The sequence below is a fragment of the Streptomyces sp. CRN 30 genome, assembly GCF_034105845.1.
In genome coordinates, this window is the sequence record NZ_JAVRHI010000029.1 from 17,179 (window position 1) to 38,657 (window position 21,479).

At 74.8% G+C, this 21,479-nt stretch carries 17 protein-coding genes; 12 read left to right on the plus strand and 5 right to left on the minus strand.

The genetic code is table 11. The features are described 5' to 3' along the window. Positions 1-148 precede the first annotated feature (148 nt). Positions 149-754: a hypothetical protein gene (locus UW392_RS03195; RefSeq protein ID WP_320773293.1), complete on the minus strand. Its 606-nt coding sequence runs from the start codon at positions 752-754 to the stop codon at positions 149-151. 411 nt (positions 755-1,165) lie between these two features. Continuing rightward, positions 1,166-1,609 (minus strand): DUF6643 family protein, encoded by a 444-nt coding sequence (locus UW392_RS03200; protein WP_320773294.1) that lies wholly within the window; start codon positions 1,607-1,609, stop codon positions 1,166-1,168. Between the two features lie 315 nt (positions 1,610-1,924). On the opposite strand from UW392_RS03200, the gene UW392_RS03205 reads away from it, so the two are divergent. Next, positions 1,925-3,211 carry a TerD family protein gene (locus UW392_RS03205; protein ID WP_320773311.1) on the plus strand — a complete coding sequence of 429 codons (1,287 nt, stop codon included), beginning with the start codon at positions 1,925-1,927 and terminating at the stop codon, positions 3,209-3,211. 33 nt (positions 3,212-3,244) lie between these two features. Here the strand turns inward: UW392_RS03205 and UW392_RS03210 are convergent, their stop codons facing one another. Further along, positions 3,245-4,441, minus strand: a complete 1,197-nt coding sequence (locus tag UW392_RS03210) for a glycosyltransferase (RefSeq protein ID WP_320773295.1) — start codon at positions 4,439-4,441, stop codon at positions 3,245-3,247. Between the two features lie 39 nt (positions 4,442-4,480). Here UW392_RS03210 and UW392_RS03215 point away from each other — a divergent pair, with 39 nt between their 5' ends. The 11 genes from UW392_RS03215 to UW392_RS03265 all read left to right on the plus strand — a co-directional run bounded on the left by UW392_RS03215 (position 4,481) and on the right by UW392_RS03265 (position 15,566). Further along, positions 4,481-5,275, plus strand: a complete 795-nt coding sequence (locus UW392_RS03215) for a glutamate racemase (RefSeq protein ID WP_320773296.1) — start codon at positions 4,481-4,483, stop codon at positions 5,273-5,275. Between the two features lie 101 nt (positions 5,276-5,376). After that, entirely contained in the window at positions 5,377-5,922 is a 546-nt protein-coding gene (locus UW392_RS03220; protein WP_320773297.1) for a hypothetical protein, read from the plus strand. Between the two features lie 251 nt (positions 5,923-6,173). After that, on the plus strand, positions 6,174-7,790 hold the full coding sequence (lnt, locus tag UW392_RS03225) for an apolipoprotein N-acyltransferase (RefSeq protein ID WP_320773298.1): 1,617 nt from the start codon (positions 6,174-6,176) through the stop codon (positions 7,788-7,790). Between the two features lie 68 nt (positions 7,791-7,858). Beyond that, entirely contained in the window at positions 7,859-8,341 is a 483-nt protein-coding gene (locus UW392_RS03230; RefSeq protein WP_320773299.1) for an NUDIX domain-containing protein, read from the plus strand. 123 nt (positions 8,342-8,464) lie between these two features. Then, entirely contained in the window at positions 8,465-8,653 is a 189-nt protein-coding gene (locus UW392_RS03235; protein WP_320773300.1) for a ferredoxin, read from the plus strand. Positions 8,654-8,656: 3 nt separating this feature from the next. Beyond that, positions 8,657-9,853 carry an NAD(P)/FAD-dependent oxidoreductase gene (locus UW392_RS03240; protein WP_320773301.1) on the plus strand — a complete coding sequence of 399 codons (1,197 nt, stop codon included), beginning with the start codon at positions 8,657-8,659 and terminating at the stop codon, positions 9,851-9,853. A 35-nt stretch (positions 9,854-9,888) separates the two neighbouring features. After that, positions 9,889-10,713 (plus strand): acetoacetate decarboxylase family protein, encoded by an 825-nt coding sequence (locus tag UW392_RS03245; RefSeq protein WP_320773302.1) that lies wholly within the window; start codon positions 9,889-9,891, stop codon positions 10,711-10,713. 75 nt (positions 10,714-10,788) lie between these two features. Further along, positions 10,789-12,291, plus strand: a complete 1,503-nt coding sequence (locus tag UW392_RS03250) for an aldehyde dehydrogenase (RefSeq protein ID WP_320773303.1) — start codon at positions 10,789-10,791, stop codon at positions 12,289-12,291. After that, entirely contained in the window at positions 12,284-13,198 is a 915-nt protein-coding gene (locus UW392_RS03255; protein WP_320773304.1) for a 3,4-dihydroxyphenylacetate 2,3-dioxygenase, read from the plus strand. The genes UW392_RS03250 and UW392_RS03255 overlap by 8 nt, the downstream gene beginning before the upstream one ends. Before the next feature lie 14 nt (positions 13,199-13,212). Continuing rightward, positions 13,213-14,058 (plus strand): fumarylacetoacetate hydrolase family protein, encoded by an 846-nt coding sequence (locus tag UW392_RS03260; RefSeq protein WP_320773305.1) that lies wholly within the window; start codon positions 13,213-13,215, stop codon positions 14,056-14,058. 23 nt (positions 14,059-14,081) lie between these two features. Next, on the plus strand, positions 14,082-15,566 hold the full coding sequence (locus UW392_RS03265; RefSeq protein WP_320773306.1) for an aldehyde dehydrogenase: 1,485 nt from the start codon (positions 14,082-14,084) through the stop codon (positions 15,564-15,566). A gap of 18 nt (positions 15,567-15,584) precedes the next feature. On the opposite strand, the gene UW392_RS03270 is transcribed toward UW392_RS03265, so the two are convergent. Both UW392_RS03270 and UW392_RS03275 read right to left on the minus strand, forming a co-directional pair. Then, positions 15,585-16,157 carry a MarR family winged helix-turn-helix transcriptional regulator gene (locus tag UW392_RS03270; RefSeq protein ID WP_320773307.1) on the minus strand — a complete coding sequence of 191 codons (573 nt, stop codon included), beginning with the start codon at positions 16,155-16,157 and terminating at the stop codon, positions 15,585-15,587. Between the two features lie 125 nt (positions 16,158-16,282). Next, positions 16,283-21,424 carry a hypothetical protein gene (locus UW392_RS03275; protein WP_320773308.1) on the minus strand — a complete coding sequence of 1,714 codons (5,142 nt, stop codon included), beginning with the start codon at positions 21,422-21,424 and terminating at the stop codon, positions 16,283-16,285. Positions 21,425-21,479 lie beyond the last annotated feature (55 nt).

The following is a 21,479-nucleotide window of genomic DNA, read 5'->3' on the forward strand; positions in this document are numbered from 1 at the left end:
TTCGATGTCTCGATGGCTCGTTCGCCACCGGGGCGTGCCCCGGTCGTCGCTCACGCGCGGGTCGAAGCCGGAAACCCCGGAAACGGGGTCCGGCCGGTCCACCGTAGCGTGCGCGCGAGGGGTGGGTTGACCGGAGGCGGGAAGCCGGTCAGCTGCCGGTGCCGGTCCTGCCCCAGTCCGGGCCGGTGCGGTCCCACGCCTGGTCCAGCAGGGCGTACCGGCGGCGGACCAGGCGCCATACGACCACCCGCCTGGCCCCCTCGGCGAGGGCGGCGGTCAGCAGGCCGGCGCCGATGCCGGCGAGGACGGCGTGCGTCGCGGCGGTGGCGGCGTCCAGCGGGCGGCCCACCGTACGGCCGTGGTCGTCGGTCCACATCCCGAACCGGTCGCCGGGGCGCGGGGTGTCGAGGCCCGCGAGGACGGGGCCGTGCCGGGCGGAGCCGTCGGGGGCCGTCCACTCGGCGAGGACACGGCTGCGCAGGTCGCCCGCCGAGGCCGCCTCCGGGTCGACCGCCGGCGCGGAGCGGTCCAGCTCGCGGACGACGGTCGCCGTCACCCGGTGCCGCGCCTCCCGCTGGTCGTGGACCGACCGTTGCAGGGCGTCCTCGGCGGCGGCCCCCGCCACCACGCCCACCACGGGCGCGACGCACACGATCAGCAGCAGGGCGACCAGCGCCACCCACGCCTCGGCCAGGTCGGTCGTGCGTCGCAGCGGATTGTGCCGCCAGCGCCAGAGTCCCCGGATCGCTCGCACGGTCCGCACCCCCTTCCCGCTCCGTGAATAACCCCGGACCGAGCAGTTCATGAGCGAAGCCGGCGAAGAGAGAGCGAGATCACCTCGAACGGCCGCCGCCGGCGGCGCCGCCGGGATCTCTCATGAACTTCTCACGCGGTCCAACGCCCGGTACCCGCCGGGGGGTTCCCGCGGAAACCACCCGCGCTCCGGTGCGGAGGCGAGGGCGTCGAGGCGCACCAGTCGCGGAACATCCCCCCCATGACCGTCTCCCCACGGTCGGGCACCCGCACCGTGAACGGCCGCGCGCCGGGCGCGGGTGGACCGACCGCGGCCGAGCGTTCCCCGTGGGGCCATCGTGCCGAGTGGCGCCGGTGGCCCCGGACCGTCACGGGACGGCGGCGCGGCCGGTGACCGCGCTCCTCGGTGCGGCTAGTAACCGCGGTACTGCTGACCGCCGTACGGGTCCTGGTACGGAGCCGGGGCGGGCCGGGGCGCCGCGGGGCGCATCGCCTCGTAGCCGGTGGGCGCGGGCGCCGCCGGGCGGGGCTGCTGCGGCTGCTGGGGCGCGGGATAACCACGTGGGGCGGTCATCTGCTGCGGGATGTACGCGGCGGGCGCCTGCTGCAGCGGCGCGGGCTGCGGCGCCTGCTGCTGCGGGTAGCCGTAGGCGGGCTGTGCGGGGGCCGCCGGCAGGGCGGGAAGGGCCGACGGTAGCGCGGGGAGGTGGCTGCCCGGCGCGTCGTACGCGGCGGGGACCCGGATCGGGGCGATCTGCGGGGTGCCCCGCTCGGCGACGAGCGAGTCGTAGATCGGGGTGTCCGGGAAGGAGGCGGAGTAGTAGCCGCCGCCATAAGTGGAGCGGGGGGAGGTCATGGCACATAAGTTAAGCCCACGATGTGCTGGTTGGGGAGACCGATAAGAGGGTTGTTTTCCGCGCCCGGTGTGACCTGGAGTCCCCAATGTGAGCGAACTTGATGAAAAAGGGCATGCCCGGAACGTGATCTTCTGATAAAGGACGACTTGCGCCCACGTTACGGGCCCGTCGCCGACCGGTTCCACGGCGCGCCGAGGGGAGTTGGCCGGGTGGGGAATGCGGGGAATCGCGGCTCGCGCGGCAGAATGGACGGACTGCGGGACCGCAAGGAACGCGCCCCGGCGAGCTGACCGCGAAGGGGACCGGACATGCCCATGGCCAAGGGATCGAACACCGTCGTGCCGACGGCGGCGCTGCGGGTCGAGATGGGCCGGGACTCCGGCCCGGGGGTGCCCGACGCGGACGCCTCCGCGCTGCTCCTGGTGGACGGGAAGGTCCGCTCCGACGCGGACTTCGTCTTCTACAACCAGCCCGAGCACGCCTCCGGCGCGGTCCGTCACGACGGCAAACGCGACGAGGGCGGCCGGGTGACCGACACCCTTCTCGTCGACCTCGCGCGCGTGGAGCCCGGCATCGAGACCGTCGTCCTCGCCGCCTCCGCGGACGGCGGGACGTTCGGCCGGATCCCGGGGCTGTACCTGGAGGTCCGGGACGAGCGGGGGAGTGTGGTCGCCCGCTTCGACAACCCGGGCGCCACCGTCGAAACCGCCTTCGTGCTGGGCGAGTTCTACCGGCGGCAGGGCGCCTGGAAGTTCCGCGCCGTCGGCCAGGGGTACGACAGCGGCCTTGAGGGCCTGGCCACGGACTATGGCATCACGGTCGACGAACCGCAGCACGCCACGGCACAGCGGCAGGCACCGGCACCGCAGCAGACACCGGCAGCACAACATGCCCCGGCACCGCAGCAGACACCGGCGCCGCAACAGGCCCCCACAGCCCCGCAGGCACCGCCGGTCCAGCCCGTCCGTCTGTCGAAGGTCACCCTCACCAAGGCGGCCCCCTCCGTCTCGCTCACCAAGCAGGGCGGCACCTCCGGCGCCCTGCGCGTCAACCTCAACTGGGAGACGCGCAAGCAGTTCTCGGGCTGGGCGCGGAAGCTGAGCCGCTCCATCGCCCTCCACGACGACCTCGATCTCGACCTGTGCGCCCTGTACGAACTCACCGACGGCAGCAAGGGCGTCGTACAGTCCCTGGGCAACGCGTTCGGCGCCCTGGACCGCCCGCCGTACATCCACCTCGACGGCGACGACCGCACCGGCGCCGTGGCGAGCGGCGAGAACCTCACCGTCAACCTCGACCACAAGGACCGCTTCCGGCGCGTCCTCGTCTTCGTCACCATCTACCAGGGCGCCCGGTCCTTCGCCGACCTGCACGCCACCGTCACCCTCCAGCCGCAGCACGGCGCCCCGATCGACTTCTCGCTCGACGAGTGCACGGTCCCCTCGACGGTCTGCGCGCTCGCCCTGCTCACCCGCACCGGGGACGACCTCGTGGTCCGGCGCGAGGCCCGCTACCTGGTCCCCGACCGCGGCGTCAGCCCCCAGCGGACCGTCGACCGCGTCTACGGCTGGGGCATGAACTGGACCCCCGGCCGCAAGTGACCAGCCCCCGTCGGCGGGGGCGGCCGGCCCGTCTCAGCCCTCGTCGGCCACGGCGCCCGGACGGGCGTAGGTCCGGCCCTTCCACGCGGCGCCCCGCCCCCGGTAGTGCTGTACGGCCGAGTCCACCGTCATCAGCAGGTACAGCGACGCCGTGAACGGCAGCGACAGGGCGAGCCACGGCGGCTGCCCGTAGTAGCGCAGCATCGGCAGGTACGTCCCCGTCATCACCAGCCACGCCAGACCGCCGAGGACCGCGCCCGCGGCGTTCCCCGTGACCGCGCCCACGACCAGCGCGACGGGCGGCACCAGGTACACCAGCGCCAGACCGGCGACCGTGCCCAGCAGCACCAGCGGGTTGTGGCGCAACTGGGCGTAGGCGCTGCGGGACACCATCCGCCACAGGTCACCGAGGCGCGGATAGGGCCGCACGCTGTCCACCCGGTCCGCCAGCCCCAGCCAGACACGGCCGCCGCCGCCCTTCACCGTCCGGGCGAGCGCCACGTCGTCGATCACGGCGTGCCGGTAGGCGTCGGGGACCCGGACGCGTTCGGCGGTGTCGGCGCGCAGCAGGACGCAGCCGCCCGCCGCCGCCGCGGTCCGCGCGCCCCTCCGGCCGATCCGTCGGAACGGGTACAGCTGCGCGAAGAAATAGACGAACGCCGGCACCACGAGCCGCTCCCAGCCGCTCGCCACCCGCAGCCGCGCCATCAGGGACACGGCGTCGTACTCCCCGGTGCGCGCCGCGGCCACCAGGTGGCGCAGGCTGTCCGGGGCGTGCGCGATGTCGGCGTCCGTCAGCAGCAGGTACTCGGGCTCACGCGCGCGTGCCAGCGCGATGCCGTGGCGTACCGCCCAGAGCTTGCCGGTCCACCCCGCGGGCGGCTCACCGGGCGAGGCGACGGTCAGCGGCAGCGCGTCCTGGTGGTGCCGGGCCAGCGCCCGCGCCAGGTCACCGGTCCCGTCCGAGCTGCCGTCGTCGACGAGGAAGATCTCGGCCCGCCCCGGATAGTCCTGGGCCAGCAGCGTCGGCAGGCTGTCGGGCAGCACCGCCGCCTCGTCCCGGGCCGGGACGACGACGCACACGGACGGCCACGCGGCGGGCTCCCGGCGCGGCGGCAGCCGCACGTCGGTGCGCCAGAAGAAACCCTGGCAGAGCAGCAGCCACAGCCAGGCGGCCAGTGAGACGGCGGCGACCCACACAACGGCGTTCACGTGCGCAGTCTGCCCCACCCGAGCCGCTCCGAGCGGCCCATCGTCTATCGTGGCCGGGTGAAGATCGCGCTCATGGACTCCGGAATCGGTCTGCTGGCGGCCACCGCCGCGGTACGGCGCCTGCGGCCGGACGCCGAGCTCATCCTCTCCCTCGACCCCGACGGCATGCCGTGGGGCCCGCGTACGCCCGAGGACCTGACCGGCCGCGCGCTCGCCGTCGCCGAGGCCGCCGCCGTCCACCGTCCGGACGCGCTGATCGTCGGCTGCAACACCGCGACCGTGCACGCGCTGCCCGCGCTGCGCGCCCGGCACGAGCCCGCGCTGCCCGTCATCGGCACCGTCCCCGCGATCAAGCCGGCCGCGGCCGGCGGCGGACCCCTGGCCATCTGGGCGACGCCCGCCACCACCGGCAGCGCCTACCAGCGCGGGCTGATCAAGGACTTCGCCGGCGGCGTGCCGGTCACCGAGGTCCCGTGCCACGGGCTCGCCGAGGCCGTCGAACACGCGGACGAGGCGGCGATCGACGCCGCCGTCGCCGCGGCGGCCGCGCTGACCCCGGCGGACGTCACCGCCGTCGTCCTGGGCTGCACCCACTACGAGCTGGTCGCCGAGCGGATCAGGGCCGCCGTGCGGCGGCCCGGCGGCCCGCCGGTCGTCCTGCACGGCTCCGCGGGGGCCGTCGCCGCCCAGGCGCTGCGCCGCCTCGACACCGCCCCCGCTCCCGGCGCCCCCGGCGCCCCCGTCGACGGGGGCCTCACGGTGCTCCTCAGCGGCCGCGAGGGCGCGCTGCCCGAGGCGGCGCTGGCCTACGCCGAGGGCCGCCTGCTGCGGACGGCGGCGGCCGCGCGGTAACCAGGGGAACGGGCCGGCCCGCCCGGCCCCGGGGGCCCACTCGGCCCAGCCGTCTTCCGCGGAGCGGTACAAGAACGGCGTTCGTCGGTAACCTCATGGCCATGAGGGAGCACCCCGACGGCGGGCACGTGCCGCACTCCGACGTCTGGACCGGTCGCGCCACCAACCGGGTCCAGTGGCTGCTGGCGCTGATCGGCTTCGCCTGCATGGCACTCGGTATCGAACTGGCCGTCGACTCGGCCTGGGAGTCCGGCATCGCCGCGCTGGCCATGGCGGTCGTCGGCTGCATCGCGGCCGGTCTGCTGGTCCTCTTCGGCACCCTGGCCTTCGTGCACGTCGCCCTGAAGGTCGACGCCGAGTGCCTGGAGGTCCGCTGCGGGCACATCGGCGTCCCCCGCCGCCGCATCCCGCTGTCGCACGTGGCCGGCGCCGAGTTCGTCTCCGTCGTCACCCCCCGGCACTGGGGCGGCTGGGGCTACCGCTGGCGCCCCGAGAAGGGCACGGCCGTCGTCGTCCGGCGCGGTGAGGGGCTCGTCCTGCGCCTGTGGGACGGCCACACCTTCACCGTCACCGTCGACGACGCCGAGATGGCCGTACGCGTGATCAAGGACCGGCTCCGTCCCAAGGCCCCCGGCACCGCCCACTGAGGTCTCCCGCGCCGCCCGCCGGACCTTCCGGTCGCGCCTGCTGAGGTCTCGCGTGCCGCCCGCCGGAGCCCGCGGTTGCGTCCGCCGAGACCTCCCGCGTCGCCCGCCGGAGTCCCTGGCCGCGCCCACTGAGGCTCCCTGCGCCGCCCGCCGGAGCTGTCCGGGGCACCGCACCCCGAGGCCCCCGCCGCCCCGCGGACCCCGGCCGACCGCGCTGTCCGCCCCGTAGGGACCCGCCGTAGACTCCCGGGGTGACCGTCACCGCACCATCCGTCGGCGGGCCGGACCGGCTGGACCCGGGGACCGGGCCGTCCGCCTCGCGCGCCGCGCGGATCGGCCGCCGCCTCGTTCCGGCCGCCGCAGCCGCCCTCGCCGGAGTCCTGCTCTACGTCAGCTTCCCGCCCCGCACCCTGTGGTGGCTGGCCCTCCCGGCCTTCGCCGTCCTCGGCGCGGTGCTGCGCGGGCGCGGCTGGAAGGCGGGCCTCGGCCTCGGCTACCTCTTCGGCCTCGGCTTCCTGCTGCCGCTGCTGGTCTGGACGGGCGTCGAGGTCGGCCCGGGACCCTGGCTGGCGCTGGCCGCGATCGAGGCGCTCTTCGTCGCCCTGGTCGGCGCGGGCGTCGCGGCCGTCTCGAAACTCCCGGCCGGGCCGGTGTGGGCGGCGGCGCTGTGGACCGCCGGCGAGGCGGCACGCGCGCGCGTGCCGTTCGAGGGGTTCCCCTGGGGCAAGGTCGCCTTCGGCCAGGCCGACGGCGTCTTCCTGCCGCTGGCCGCCGTCGGCGGCACCCCGGTGCTCGGCTTCGCCGTCGTCCTGTGCGGCTTCGGCCTGTACGAGGCGGTGCGCCTCGCCGTGACCGGCCGCCGTACCCGCACCGTGCGGAAGGGGGCCGCCGCCGCGGCGCTGCTGAGCGTGGCCGTGCCCGTCGCGGGCGCCCTGGCCGCCCGTCCGCTGGTCAGCGACGCCGCGGAGGACGGCACCCGGACCGTCGCCGTCATCCAGGGGAACGTCCCCCGCGCGGGGCTCGCCTTCAACGCCCAGCGCCGCGCGGTGCTCGACCACCACGCCAAGGAGACCGAGCGCCTGGCCGCCCGGGTCGCGGCGGGCGAGGTCGCGCAGCCCGACCTCGTGCTGTGGCCGGAGAACTCCTCCGACATCGACCCCTTCGCCAACGCCGACGCCTACGCGGTCATCGACGCGGCGGCCAAGGCGATCAAGGCGCCCATCTCGGTCGGCGGCGTCGTCAAGCGCGACGGCAAGCTCTACAACGAACAGATCCTCTGGGACCCGGACAAGGGCCCCGGCGACACCTACGACAAGCGGCAGATCCAGCCGTTCGGCGAGTACCTGCCGCTGCGCTCCCTGATCGGCGCGATCAACAGCGACTGGACGTCCATGGTCAGCCAGGACTTCAGCCGCGGCAGCGAACCCGGCGTCTTCACCATGGACGGCGCCGAGGTCGGACTCGTCACCTGCTACGAGGCCGCCTTCGACTGGGCCGTGCGCAGCGAGGTCACCGACGGCGCCCAGCTGATCTCCGTACCGAGCAACAACGCCACCTTCGACCGCAGCGAGATGACCTACCAGCAGCTCGCCATGTCCCGGGTCCGCGCCGTCGAGCACAGCCGCACCGTGACCGTCCCGGTGACCAGCGGCGTCAGCGCGATCATCATGCCGGACGGCACGATCACCCAGAAGACGGGCATGTTCGTCGCCGGCTCCCTGGTCCAGGAGGTGCCGCTGCGCTCCTCCGAGACCCCCGCCACCCGGCTCGGCGTACTGCCGGAGATCGTCCTCGTCCTGGTCGCCGCCGGTGGCCTGGGCTGGGCCGTCGCCGCCGGTGTGCGCGGGCGACGCGCCGGGGACGTGTGACCGTACGCCGGGCGCACGCCCGGCGTACCCGCCGTCGGGCGCCCTGCCGCCCCGTTAGGGTCGGGCGCATGGCTACTCCCGACTTCATCCGTACGCTGCGCGCCTCCGCCGGACACCAGCTGCTGTGGCTCCCCGGCGTCACCGCCCTCGTCTTCGACGACGACGGGCGGATTCTCCTCAACCGGCGGTCCGACACCCGCCGCTGGTCACTGATCGGCGGCATCCCGGAGCCGGGGGAGCAGCCCGCGGCCTGCGCGGTGCGCGAGGTGGAGGAGGAGACCGCCGTGCGCTGCGCCGTCGAGCGGGTGGTCCTGGTGCAGGCCCTGAACCCGGTGACGTACGAGAACGGCGACGTCTGCCAGTACATGGACATCACCTTCCGTTGCCGCGCCCTGGGCGGCGAGGCCCGGGTCAACGACGACGAGTCCCTGGACGTCGCCTGGTTCGCGGTGGACGCGCTGCCGGACATCGGGGAGTTCGGGCAGTCCCGGATCAAGCAGGCGCTCGCCGACGCGCCCACTTGGTTCGACCCCGCCACCGCGACCCACTGAACACACTCTCCCCGCCACCCGTCACACCTGTCCCGGCGCCCGTTGACGGGTCCTCCGCCGCTTCCTATGTTGAGTGGGGCCAAGTTGTTTGAGGCCAAACGACCGAGCGTGGGAGGACCGGCCATGAAGGTCGTCGTCGACATGAGCAAGTGCCAGGACCACGGCCAGTGCGTCTTCGCGGCGCCCGACGTCTTCGGCTTCGACGACGCCGGGCACCTGGCCTTCGTCGCCGACCCCGGTGACGCGCTGCGGGACGAGGTCGAGGAGGCCGCGGACGTCTGCCCGCTCCAGGCCATCCGGATCGAGGACTGACCCGTGGCCGCGCCCCTGGTCGTGGCGGGCGCCTCCCTGGCGGGACTGCGCGCCGCCGAACAGCTGCGGGCGGCCGGCTGGGACGGGCCGGTCACCCTCGTCGGCGACGAACCCCACATGCCCTACAACCGCCCTCCCCTCTCCAAGGAGGCGCTGGCCGGCCGGGCACCGTTCGAGTCGCTGGCCTTCCGGCCCCGGCCGAGCCTCGCCGACGCCACCTGGCGCCTGGCCACCCGGGTCACCGCCGCCGACCTCGACCGACGGACCGTCTCCCTTGACGACGGCGAGACCCTCCCGTACGCCGCGCTGGTCGTCGCCACCGGGATGCGGCCGCGCCGGCTGCGCTGCCCCGGCCCGCTCACCGGCCGGTACACCCTGCGCACCCTCGCCGACGCGCGCGGCCTGCGCACCGCCCTGACCCGCCCGGGGGCCCGGGTGGTCGTGACCGGCGCCGGTTTCATCGGCTGCGAGGTCGCCGCCACCGCCGTCGCGCTCGGCGTCGCCGAGGTCACCGTCGTCGACCCACTGCCGCTGCCGATGGCCGGCCCGCTCGGTGACCTGCTCGCGGCGGACCTGCTCGCGCGGCACCGCGAGCGCGGCGTCCGCTTCGCCCTGGGCACGGGCGTCACCGCCTTCACCGGCGACCGCCGCGTCACCGGCGTGCTCCTCGGCGACGGCACGGTCCTCGCCGCCGACGTGGTGGTGGAGTCGGTCGGCTCCGTCGCCAACACCGAGTGGCTGGACGGCAACGGCCTCGACCTCACCGACGGCGTCCTGACCGACGGACACCTGCGGGCCGGCGGACGCCCCGACGTGGTCGCCGTCGGCGACGTCGCCCGGTTCCCCAACGCCCGCTACGACGGCGTACCCCGCCGGGTCGAGCACTGGTGCATCCCCGCGGACACCGCGAAACACGCCGCGGGAACCCTCACCGGCCGCGCCCCGGACCGCGCGCCGTTCGCGCCGCTGCCGTCCTTCTGGAGCGACCAGCACGACTTCCGCATCCAGTCCTTCGGCGCCCCCGCCCTCGGCCGGGACGACGTCCGCGTCCTGGACGGGAACCTCGGCGGCGACGTCGTGGCCGGCTACCACCGGGACGGCCGGCTGACCGGCGTGGTCGGCCTCGGCGGCCGGGCCGCCACGGCCGCCGCCGCCCGGCACCGCGCCGCCCTCCTGGAACAGCCCGCACCCATCGGGTAGGCAACCCTTCCGTCCGCACCGCGTAAGGAGCCCAAGTGGCCAGTCTCCGCGGGTACTTCCACCCCAGGACGGCGACCGGCGCCGCGTCGCTGATCCCCGCCCCGCCCTGGCACTACTCCGGTGACCTCCTCACCGTCGAGTACCGCACCGACCCCGCCCGCGTCCGCGAACTCCTCCCCGAGCCGCTGGAACCCGCCGCCGAGGACCCCGGCGCGGTGGCGCTGATCTGGGCCGACTGGCAGTCCTGCGGGGACGGCGGGCGGGAACTGCTCGACCCGGTGCGCGCCCAGTACAAGGAGGCGTTCGCCGCCGTCCGCTGCCGGTACCGGGGACGCACCTACACCCGCTGCGTCTACATCTGGGTCGACAAGGACTTCGCGCTCGCCCGGGGACTGCACCAGGGCTACCCGAAGAAGCTCGGCTCGATCCACCAGACCCGCCCCCACCCCTACGGGCCGGCCCCGCGCATCACGGCCGGCGCCCGCTTCGGCGCCACCCTCGCCGCCGCCGACCGGCGCCTCGCCCAGGCCGTCGTCACCCTGCGCGAACCGTCCCCGACCAACGGCGTCGTCAACGCCCACCCCATGGCCCACCACCGCCTGCTGCCCTCCGTCGAGAAGGACGCCAAGGAACTCGCCCTGGACGAGCTGATCGAATCGGGCGCCGCCGCCTTCGAGGGCGGACAGCCCTGGACGGGCGACGCCGAACTGGAGCTGTTCGAGGCGCCCACCGAGGAACTGGCCCGGCTGGAGATCCGCGAGCCGATCGCCGCCTACTACCGGCAGGTGGGCGTGGTGTGGGACGGCGGACGGCTCCTGGAGACCGGTACGGCCGGCCTGCCCGGTGAATCCGCCCGGTGAAACTGCCCGGTGAATCCGGCACAGCCGGCGCCGGGCAGTGCCCCGCCCCGCTCCGACACCCCCAGGAGACCCGCCATGCCCGACAGGACCACCGTCGCCGGGGTCGCCGTCGACACCCGGCACTTCATCGGCGGCGAACGCACCGCCTCCGCCGGCACCTTCACCGACGTGTCACCCATCGACGGCACCGTCCTCGGCGAGATCTCCCGCGGCACCCCCGAGGACATCACCGCCGCCGTCGCCGCCGCCAAGGACGCCTTCCCCGGCTGGGCCGCCACCCCCCGCGCCGAACGCGCCCGGCTGCTGCGCGCGATCGCCGACGGCGTCGACAAGCGCCTGGAGGAACTCGCCGCCGTGGAGACCGCCGACAACGGCGCCCTCCTGCGCTCCCACCGCCGGGGCGTCATGCCCCGCGTCGCCCACAACTTCCGCTTCTTCGCGGAGCGGTCACTGGCCCTGGACCACGAGGAGTTCGCGACCCGCGGGCACACCCACCACGTCTCCTGGGACCCCGCCGGCCCCAGCGCGCTCATCACACCCTGGAACGCGCCGCTGATGATGGAGTCCTGGAAGGTCGCCCCCGCGCTGGCGGCCGGCAACACCGCCGTGCTCAAACCCTCCGAGTGGTCCCCGCTCACCGCCTCGCTGCTCGCCGACATCGCCGCCGAGGCCGGACTCCCCGCCGGGGTTCTCAACGTCGTCCAGGGACCCGGCTCCGAGATCGGCGACGCGCTGACCTCGCACCCCGACATCCGCCGCATCAGCTTCACCGGCTCCGTGCCGACGGGCCGGCACATCGCCGCCTCGGCCGCCGCGCACCTGACCCCGCTCAGCCTCGAACTCGGCGGCAAGTCCCCGCTGCTCGTCTTCGCCGACGCCGACCTGGACCTCGCCGTCGACCTCGCCGTCGAGCAGTACGACAACGCGGGACAGGTCTGTCTGGCCGCCACCCGCCTCCTGGTCGACGAGCGCGTCGCGGCGGAGTTCACCCGCCGCCTCACCGCACGGGCGGCCGCGCTCCGGCAGGGCGACCCGCGCGACGACACCACCGACGTCGGCCCCGTCGTCCACCCCCGGCAGCTGGCCAGGATCGACGGCTTCGTACGGCGGGCGCTCGCCGCCGGGGCCCGCGCCCTCGTCGGCGGCGGCCCCGGCACCGGCCTGTACTACCCGCCGACCCTGCTCACCGACGTCGCCCAGGACGCGGAGATCGTGCGGGAGGAGGTCTTCGGACCGGTACTGACCCTCCAGACCTTCACCGACGAGGACGAGGCGGTCCGCCTCGCCGACGACACCCGCTTCGGGCTGGCCGCCACCGTCGCCACCGGCGACCCGGAGCGCGCCGCCCGCGTCAGCGCCCGCCTCGTCGCCGGCACCGTCTGGGTCAACTGCTTCTACGTCCGCGACCTCAGGGCCCCGTTCGGCGGCTCCCGGCAGTCCGGGATCGGCCGCGAGGGCGGCACCTGGAGCTTCGACTTCCACTGCGACGTCAAGAACACCGTCACCGTCACCAAGAACACCGGCACCGCCACCAGGAACACCGTCACCGCACCGAAGGGACGGCCCGCCCATGGGTGAGATCGTCGGGGCGGGCCTGCTCGCCCACGTCCCCACCATCGTGCTCCCCGAGGCCGAACGCCGGGAGCTGAACGAGGGCAAGGAGATCACCCTCGTCACCGGCCTGGAACAGCTCCGCGCCGACGTCTTCGATCAGGACGGCTACGACACGGTCGTCGTCCTCGACTCCCACTGGGCGACCACCGTCGAGTTCGTCGTCACCGCCCACCACCGCCGGGCCGGACTGTTCACCTCCGAGGAACTGCCGCGCGGCATGTGCCGCATGCCCTACGACTTCCCCGGCGACCCCGGACTCGCCGAGCACGTCGCCTCGTTCGCCGACCGGCACGGCACCTGGATCACCCCCGTCGACGACGCCTGCCTGCCCATCTACTACGCCACCGTCAACCTCTGGAAATACCTCGGCGAGGGACTGCCCGACAAACGGTGGGTGACCGTCGGCGTCTGCCAGACCGGCGACATGGAGGACCACCTCCGCCTCGGCCGCGCCCTCGCCGACGGCATCGCCGCCACCCCCGGCCGCCGCGTCCTGCTCATCGCCTCCGGCGCCCTCTCCCACACCTTCTGGCCCCTGCGCGAACTGCGCGACCACGAGGCCAGCGACCCGGCGCACATCTTCACCGCCGAGGCCCGCGAGGCCGACCTGGAGCGGATCGCCTGGTTCAAGGAGGGCCGCCACGACCGGGTCCTCGCCACCATGGACGCGTTCTGGAAGCACCGGCCCGAGGCCAAGTTCTTCCACTACCTCATGCTGGCCGGCGCCCTCGGCGAAGAAGCGTGCGTGGCCCGCGCCCGCCAGTACGGCGCCTACGAGAACTCGATCGGCACCGGCCAGGCCCACCTCTGGTTCGACCGCCCCGCCGACGGCTGGACCGGCTCCCGCAAAGACCCGGAGAAAGGCTTCTAGAAAGGTTGCCGCCCGTGCCCGAGTACCGCCGCATCCTCCTCGACGGCGCCGCCGTCCAGGTCACCGCCGACGGGGACGGACTCGTCGCCGGCGACGGCCGCCGCGTCAAGGCCGACGAGGCCCACCACCTGCCGCCCGTCGTCCCCTCCAAGGTCATCGCCGTCCACCTCAACCACCGCAGCCGCGTCGAGGAGTTCGGCACCCGCCTCCCCGCCACCCCCACCTACTTCCACAAGCCGACCTCCTCCCTCAACTCCCACAACGGCGCCGTCGTCCGCCCCGAGGGCTGCAAGTACCTCAACTACGAGGGCGAGATCGCCGTCGTCGTCGGACGGACCGCGCGGAACGTCTCCCCGGCCGAGGCGGGGCGGTACATCGCCGGATACACCCTCGCCGACGACTTCGGACTCCACGACTTCCGGGACACCGACGCCGGCTCCATGCTCCGCGTCAAGGGCGCCGACACCCTCTGCCCGCTCGGCCCCGGCCTGGTCACCGACTGGGACTTCCACGGCAAGCGGCTGCGCACCTACGTCAACGGCCGCGTCGTCCAGGACGGTTCGACTGACGAGATGACCTGGGACATGCACTACCTCGTCGCCGACATCGCCCGCACCATCACCCTGTACCCCGGTGACGTCCTGCTCTCCGGCACTCCGGCCAACTCCCGCCCCGTACGCCCGGGTGACGTCGTCGAGGTCGAGGCCGAGGGACTGGGCCGGCTCACCAACCGTATCGTCGGCGGACCCACCGCCGTCCGCACCGACGTCGGCGCCCAGCCCACCGAGTCCGAGGAGGTCCTCTCCACGGCGCTCGGCGGCGACTGGGAGCTGCGCGGCGTCCGCCCGCCCCGGCGCTGAACCCCGACGAGAGGGGAGACCCGGTGAAAGCCACCCACGCCGACTGGACCCACCGCGCCAAGAGCCTCGCCCTGCCCGGCGCCCACGTCATCGACGGCGCCCCGCACGACGGCGGCGGCTCCTTCCGCGTCGTCTCCCCGCGCGACGGCCGGCCACTGGCCGACGTCGCGGACGGCGGCACGGCCGAGGTCGACCTGGCCGTCGCGGCGGCCCGCCGTGCCTTCGACCACGGGCCCTGGCCCCGGCTCGCACCGGCCGACCGCGGCCGTGCCCTCCTGCGCGTCGCCGACCTGATCGAGGAGTACCGCTCCGACCTCGCCCTCACCGTCAGCCTGGAGATGGGCAAACCCGTCACCGACGCCCACGACATCGAACTGAGGGCACTGATCGGCACCTTCCGCTGGTACGGCCAGCTCGCCGACAAGCTCACCGACGAGGCACCGCACACCGCGCCCGACACCCTCGCCCTCGTCACCCGCCAGCCCGCCGGGGTCGTCGGCGCCGTCGTACCGTGGAACTTTCCCCTGACTCTCGCCGGCTGGAAGATCGCGCCCGCCCTCGCCACCGGATGCACGGTCGTCCTCAAACCCTCCGAACGCGCGCCCCTGTCGGCGCTGCTTCTCGGCCGCGTCGCCACCGAGGCCGGACTCCCGCCGGGCGTCCTCAACGTCGTCGCCGGCGACGGCCCCGCGACCGGCCGCGCCCTGGGCCTCCACCCCGACGTCGACGTCCTGGCCTTCACCGGCTCCACCGCCGTCGGCCGCCACTTCCTGCGCTACGCCGCCGACTCCAACCTCAAACGCGTCTGGCTCGAACTCGGCGGCAAGTCCCCGAACATCGTCCTGCCCGACGCCCCCGACCTGGAGCAGGCCGCCGCCACCGCCGCCTGGGGCATCTTCTTCAACCAGGGCGAGATGTGCACCGCCCCCTCCCGGCTGCTGGTGCACACCTCCGTCGCCGAACGCGTCACCGCCGCCGTCGTCGAACGGGCCCGCGCCCTGCGCGTGGGCGACCCCCTCGACCCGGCCACCGAGATGGGCCCGCTGGCCGGAGCCGCCCACCTCGAACGCGTCGAAGGACACGTCCGCGCGGCCGTCGACAGCGGCGCCCGGCTGCGCACCGGCGGCGACCGCGTCCTCACCGGCACCGGCGGCACCTACCTCGCCCCCACCGTCTTCGACCGGGTCGCGCCGGACAGCCCGCCGGCCCGCGAGGAGATCTTCGGCCCCGTGCTGTCCGTGCTCACCTTCGACGACCTCGACGAGGCGGTACGGCTCGCCGACGCCACCGAGTACGGCCTCGCCGCGGGTCTGTGGACCGCCGACCTGTCCACCGCCCACCGCGTCGCCCGCGCCCTGAGGGCCGGCACCGTCTGGGTCAACTGCTACGAGGAGGGTGACCTCACCGTGCCGTTCGGCGGCTGGAAGCAGTCGGGCAACGGCCGTGACAAGTCCGCGCACGCCCTGGAGAAGTACACCGAGCTGAAGACCACCTGGATCAAGCTGTGACCCCGGCCGCCGCCCAGGTCAGCCCTTGGCGCGGCGTCCGCTGCGGCGCGGGGTCGGCCGGGCCCCGTCCAGCAGCGACGTACGGCGGTCCTCGCCCTGCTCCTCGACCTGGAGCACCACGCGCCGCAGCCCGTCGGCGAGGCTGCGGCACTCCTCGTCGCTCAGCCGCGAGGTGACGAACGCCTCCTCCTCGTTGAAGGCCGGGAACACGCGCCGCATGAACTCCTCGCCCTCGTCGGTGAGTTCGAGCAGCACCAGCCGGCCGTCGGCGGGATGCCCCGCCCGCCGCAGCAGACCGCGCGACTCCAGGGTGCGGGCGACACCGGTCAGGGTCCCCTTGGAGATGCCCGCCTCCTCGGCGACGTGCCGGGTCTCCGACCGGCCCCAGACCCAGACCACCCAGAGCACGACGAACGCCGTCCAGGTGAGATCCGCGCCGCGCAGCACGGAGTTCTCCAAGTGGTGCCGCACCGTCGCGGCGGCCCGGTAGATGTTGGCCACGGTCGCCATCTGCTCGCGGCGGATCGGGAAGCCGCCCAGTTTGGCCGCCGCGAGCTTCTCGGCTTCAGTGATCGATCGCTGGCCGGGCAAGCGGGCTCCTCGGTCTCCTCGGCAGGACCGGACGGCCCGTCGTGGACCGTACGGCCGTACGCCACGAATTGTACGGGGACGAGACGTTCGGGCCAGGGGTGCGCGGACCTTCCCGACCCCTTCGCTCACCCGGCACCACCGCGATCGCGGACCACCACCGCCTCCGCCCCCCGCTCGACCTGCACCGCCCACACCCGCCCCGGAGCGCCGGCCGGCCACGCGGCGTCCAGGCCGTCCGCCACCTCGACCCGGCCGGGATGCACCTCCGCCAGCCGGGACACGTGCTCCCGCACCGCGACCAGGGCGGTCCGCTCGGGCAGCGGCAGGCCGGGCGGCAGCCGGTACATCCGCTCGGTGGAGCCGGGCAGGAAGTCGAACCGGCGGACCACCTCGAACGGCAGGACCGTGACCCCGTCCCGGGTGGCCGACAGCCCCGCCCCGGCGACGTACCGCTCCCCGGTCGCGAACGCCCGCCGGTCCGGCAGGGACAGCCGCTCGATCCCGGGCAGCCGCACCAGGATCTCCACCAGCCGGAACCGCGCCACGACCCGGCCCCCGACCTGCGCCTGCACGTCGATCACCGGCAGCTCCCGCAGCCCCTGGTCGAAACCGGCGAACCGCGCCTCGACCCGTACCTCGCCCTCGGCCGGCAGCGGCTCGTACAGGTCCAGCCACGGCAGCCGGTGCGGATAGCCGACCGTGTCGCGCGGCAGGTCCGGGATCCACTGCCACAGCGACTGCGACGGCACGGCGTGCAGCAGGCCGTCGAGGAGTCCCTGCCCGAGCAGACCGGGCGGCGCGCTGCCCAGCCCGGCGTCGAGCACCGCGCCCGAACCGGTGGGTCCCACCGTCAGCGAGGTGAGGTACCGCAGCGCCGGACCGTGGAACAACTCCGCCACCCGGTACGGGTCCGGCTTCGGCCGGCCGTCGGACACCGGGGGCAGCGGCTCCGGCGGCGGCCCCGCCGCCCCGGTCGCCACGGTGGCCTCCGCGACCACCTCGTACCGGGACAGCGCACCGGCCTCCCGCCAGACCGACAGCCGTACGGCGGTCCCGCCCTCCGCCGCCGGTTCCGCGTCGGTCCGCAGCCGGACCGGTCCGGGCAGCGGCAGCCAGCGGTGCAGCCGGACCTCCCGCAGACCGGTGACCGGCCGTCCGGTGAACCGGGCGGCGGCGGTGGCGAGCTGGTCCACCGAGGTCATCATCGGTACCGCCGGTACCGCGAAGTTGGGGCAGTGGTCCGCCAGCCAGGTGTCCTCGGCGGGGTCCAGCACGAGTTCGCGGACGGCCGGGTCGCCGTCGACCACCCGCACCCCGACGCACGGCAGGTGGTAGACCCGCCGGCCGTCGACCCACAGCCACGCCTCGGCCCGTACGTACCGGCCGCGCGCGTCGGTCCCGTACGCGGTGATCTCGGCCTCGAAGGTGACCAGCCGGTCGGTGGGCACCACCTGGCCCCGGTACAGCCAGCGGACCTCCTGGCCGACCGACACGGACTCGAAGCGGGGCTCGGCCATCCCCGCCCCGGCGTCGCGCTCGACGAGGTACCACTGCAGGAGCTGGACGACGCCCTCCAGGCCCAGCGAACCGGGCTGCACCGGGTCGGTGAAGAAGTGCGCGCGGAAGTACCAGTCACCGGCGTCCACCCGGCGTTCGGCGCGCAGCCTTCCCAGTCCGGCCGCCCCGTCCCGCGGCCAGTACCCGGTGACCCGGTCCAGCATGAGCAGCATCGGTCCGGGCAGCCGCAGCGCGCCGGAGCCGTACCGTGCGGACCGGCCGCGCAGCTCCACGGTCCGGTCGCACGGCGCGGCCAGCCGGGCCCGCTCGGCCTCGGTGGGCGGCAGCCCCGGCTGCGAGGCGAACGACGCGACGGGGAAGTACCCGAACACCGTGGACAGTTCCATGACCGGGGCCCGGCCACCGTCGGCGCCGACCGCCTCGCAGGCCACCTCGAAGGAGACGAGAGCGACACCGTCGAACTCCGACAGGGACCGCAGCTCGACCCGGGTGCGCAGGGCGCGGGTGCCGGCCGGGACCTCCCGCAGCACGGTGCCGGTGCCCTGGAGGTTGCGGAAGAGCAGTTCGGGGGCGTCCGCCGGCTTCGGCACCAGCAGGCTCGCGGCCATCCCGCACGGTTGCAGCACCACCTCGCTGAGGACCGCGAACGGCATCACCGGCGCACCGTTCTCCTCGAAGTACCAGACCTGCTCAGGTACGTCGTACTCGGCGACCAGCCAGGAACCCGGCAGCGGCCGGTCCGGTTCGAGACCCGCCTCGGCGATACGGGTGACGAAGAGGTACGGCGGTCCCGGCAGCCGCGCACAGTGCCTGCCGTCGTCGTACGGGAGGCCGCGGGCACCGAACGCCGTGGAGGGCCGTCCCCAGGCGGCGGCCAGCATCAGCCGGAAGTCCGCGCTCACCCCGTCCAGGACGGCCGCCGCCGGATCGGGGCCCGTGTCCCGCAGACCGGCGAGCGCGGGCAGCGGCACCGGCCGGGCACCGGTCCCCGCAGCCGGCGGGAGCAGCCACCGCCAGTACTCCAGCGGCCAGTCCGGTACCAGCCGCAGCCCCACCCCTTCGGCGTGGAACGCGGGCAGTCCGTCCACCGTGCACAGCACGTCGGCGTGGAGGGCGGGCCGGGGCCCCGCGGTCAGTCCGCCGACGAACACCTCGTAGCGGACGCGGCGGCTGCGCGGCGTGACCTGGCCGCGGCAGCGCATCCGGCAGGGCTCGCCGGTGACCGGCTCGAACCGCCAGCCGTCCCGGTCCAGGGTGAACCCCAGCGCCGCCAGATAGAACGCCATCGCCTGCACGCAGCCCTCGAACATCAGCGTGCCCGGCATGCACGGGTCCTCGTGGAAGTGCCCCTCGAAGAACCAGTCGTCGGCCCGTACCTCGGTCTCCGCGCACAGGTACCCGCGGCCCCAGGGACCTCCCGTGGGGTCTAGCGAGGTCACCTCGTCCAGCAGCCACAGGCGGCCCTCCCCGGGGCTCGGGGTGCGCACATGGGCACGGGTGACGTCCCAGCCGGGACCGAAGCAGTCCGCCGGCCGGCCCGCCGCGAAGGCGCGCACCTCCTCGGGACCGAAGGCGGCGGCGGCCGGGGGGACGGCCGGGGGCGCGACGGTCCGCTCCGGCGGCGCACCCGGGGTCCAGCGCACCCCGTTCGACCCGGCCAGCTCCCCGTCGGTGAAGAAACCGGCCTGGCCCTCACGCACCGTCAGGCGCAGTTCGTCCCCCACGTAGCAGTCGTTGCGGAAGAAGAACAGCCGGACCCCCTCGTGCTCGGCATGTTCCTCGACATGGATCTCGTACCGCAGGGTCTCCCCGACGGCGGGTGGCGGCCCGTGGTAGGTGACCTCGCAGCCGAGCAGCCGGTAGACCCGCTCCTCGGCGTGGTCCAGCAGGTCCACACCCAGCCAGCTGATCAGGAGCAGGTCGGCCTGCCCGGCCTCGATGAACAGGCCGGCCGGCATCCGGCCGGCCGGGTCCAGGTACCAGGCGTCCGGTGTCACATCGGTCTCGGTGTGCACCGAACCGGTGCCCATCGAGCCGGGCACGGCGTCGAGCCGGGTGACCCGGTCCACCAGCAGCATGGGCGGACGCGGCAACCGGGTCTGCCGCCGCCTGCCGTCCTGGGCCCGGAAGGCGGGCCCGAACACCTCCGAGACACGGCCGTGGGCGAGGTGTTCGAGGTGGGGACGGGTGAGTGGGAGGGGCAGGGGGAGAGGCGGGGGTGTCGTTCCCGTCGGTCGCGGCAGGGCGGTGAGGGAGGCGGCCACGAGGCGGCGCGTGCGCAGGAACCGGGCGTGCGCGTCGGCCTGCCGCCGCAGGTAGTCCTGTTGGGCGGTGGCGAGGCGGGCGTGGTGGCCGGCGAGGAGGGCGGGGACCGGCGGGACGGTGACGGTGACGGGGGCGGAGGCGACGGGGGGTGGGGGCGGGGGTGCCGGCAGAGGTGGTGCGGGGGGCATGGGCTGCCGTTCCGGTGCGTCCGGCGCGGGGAGGCGGATCGGGGGCGGGTGGGCCGCCACGGTGACCGACTCCGTCGCGGCGGAAGGCAGTTGGGCGGCGGCCGTGAGCCGGTCGAACAGCGGGGCCGGGTCCGCGCAGACCCCGGCGGCGGTCAGCTCGGCCACCGCGTCGCACAGCTGCCGCAGCCCGCCGCCCGGCGCGTCGAGCGCCACGGCCAGGTGGTCACGGCCGGCCAGGACGCGCCGTACCGACCGGGTACGCCCCGCCTCGGGCCCGTGCTCGACGAAGACCCGGACCCCGTCCGCCCACGCCCGCTCGATGACCTTCGGGTAGTCCAGCGTGCTCGTCAACTGCGTGACCAGCGCGTCCGCGACGCTGTCCGGATCGACGGGGTACGGCTCACCCGTCGCCGCGCTGTAGAAGCGGATGCCCGGCGGCGGAGTGACCGGCCGGAGGTGCAGCGCGCGGAACCCGGCCGTGACCTCGGCCGCCGCCGGGGCGTGCGCCACCATCGAGTAGCCGTCGGGCGACGCGACGCCGGGGCCGACCCGGGCCAGTACCCGACGGCACGCCGCGGTGAGTCCGCCGATCACGCAGGTGTCCGGGGTGTCCACCGCGAGGAGGTGCGCGAGCGGTTCACCGGCCAGGGCGGCGCGGACCTCGGCGGGAGCGGCGAACACCAGGTACTCGCTCCACCGCCCCTCCTCGACCCCGTGCCGCCGCCAGAACCGGTGTGCCGCGCGGAACTCCCCGGCCAGCTCCGTACGGAACACCTCGCTGCGCGAGACCGCGTCGTACATGCCGGCCGCGTCGGACCAGGCGCCGAGCACGAGCAGCGCGGTCGACTCCCCGGAGGAGAACCCGATCGCCGCGTCCGGGCGGACGCCGAGCGGTCCGCGGGTGAGGTCGTGGTGCAGGGCGGCGAGTTCCGTGGTGGCGCGGATGCGCGCGACGACGGGGACGGACGGGGTGTCCGGACGCGCTCGGCCGCCCGCCGGAGGCAGGGCGAGCCGCAGGTCCGCGCCGCAGTCCGGGTAGGCGGCCCGGCCGCTGGGGAAGACGAAGGCCGTCTCCCCGCCCAAAGGAGCGTCCCGGTAGGCGATCCGGTCGGGGCGCGGGCCGCCGTCGGCCAGCCAGCGGCGGGCGAGCGCCAGGCGGTCCGGCAGCGACTCGGTGAGCCGGTCCACCACGACCACGAGACGGGCCGGCCCCGTGCCGGACTCCCGGCCCGCGGCGAGCGCGGCCGCCACCTCGGCCCGGCCGGCACCGGAGAACACATGGGCGCGGGGCGCCACCGGCGACCACGGCACGGGCGGCCCGGCCGGACACACCCGTACCGCGCGCGGCGCA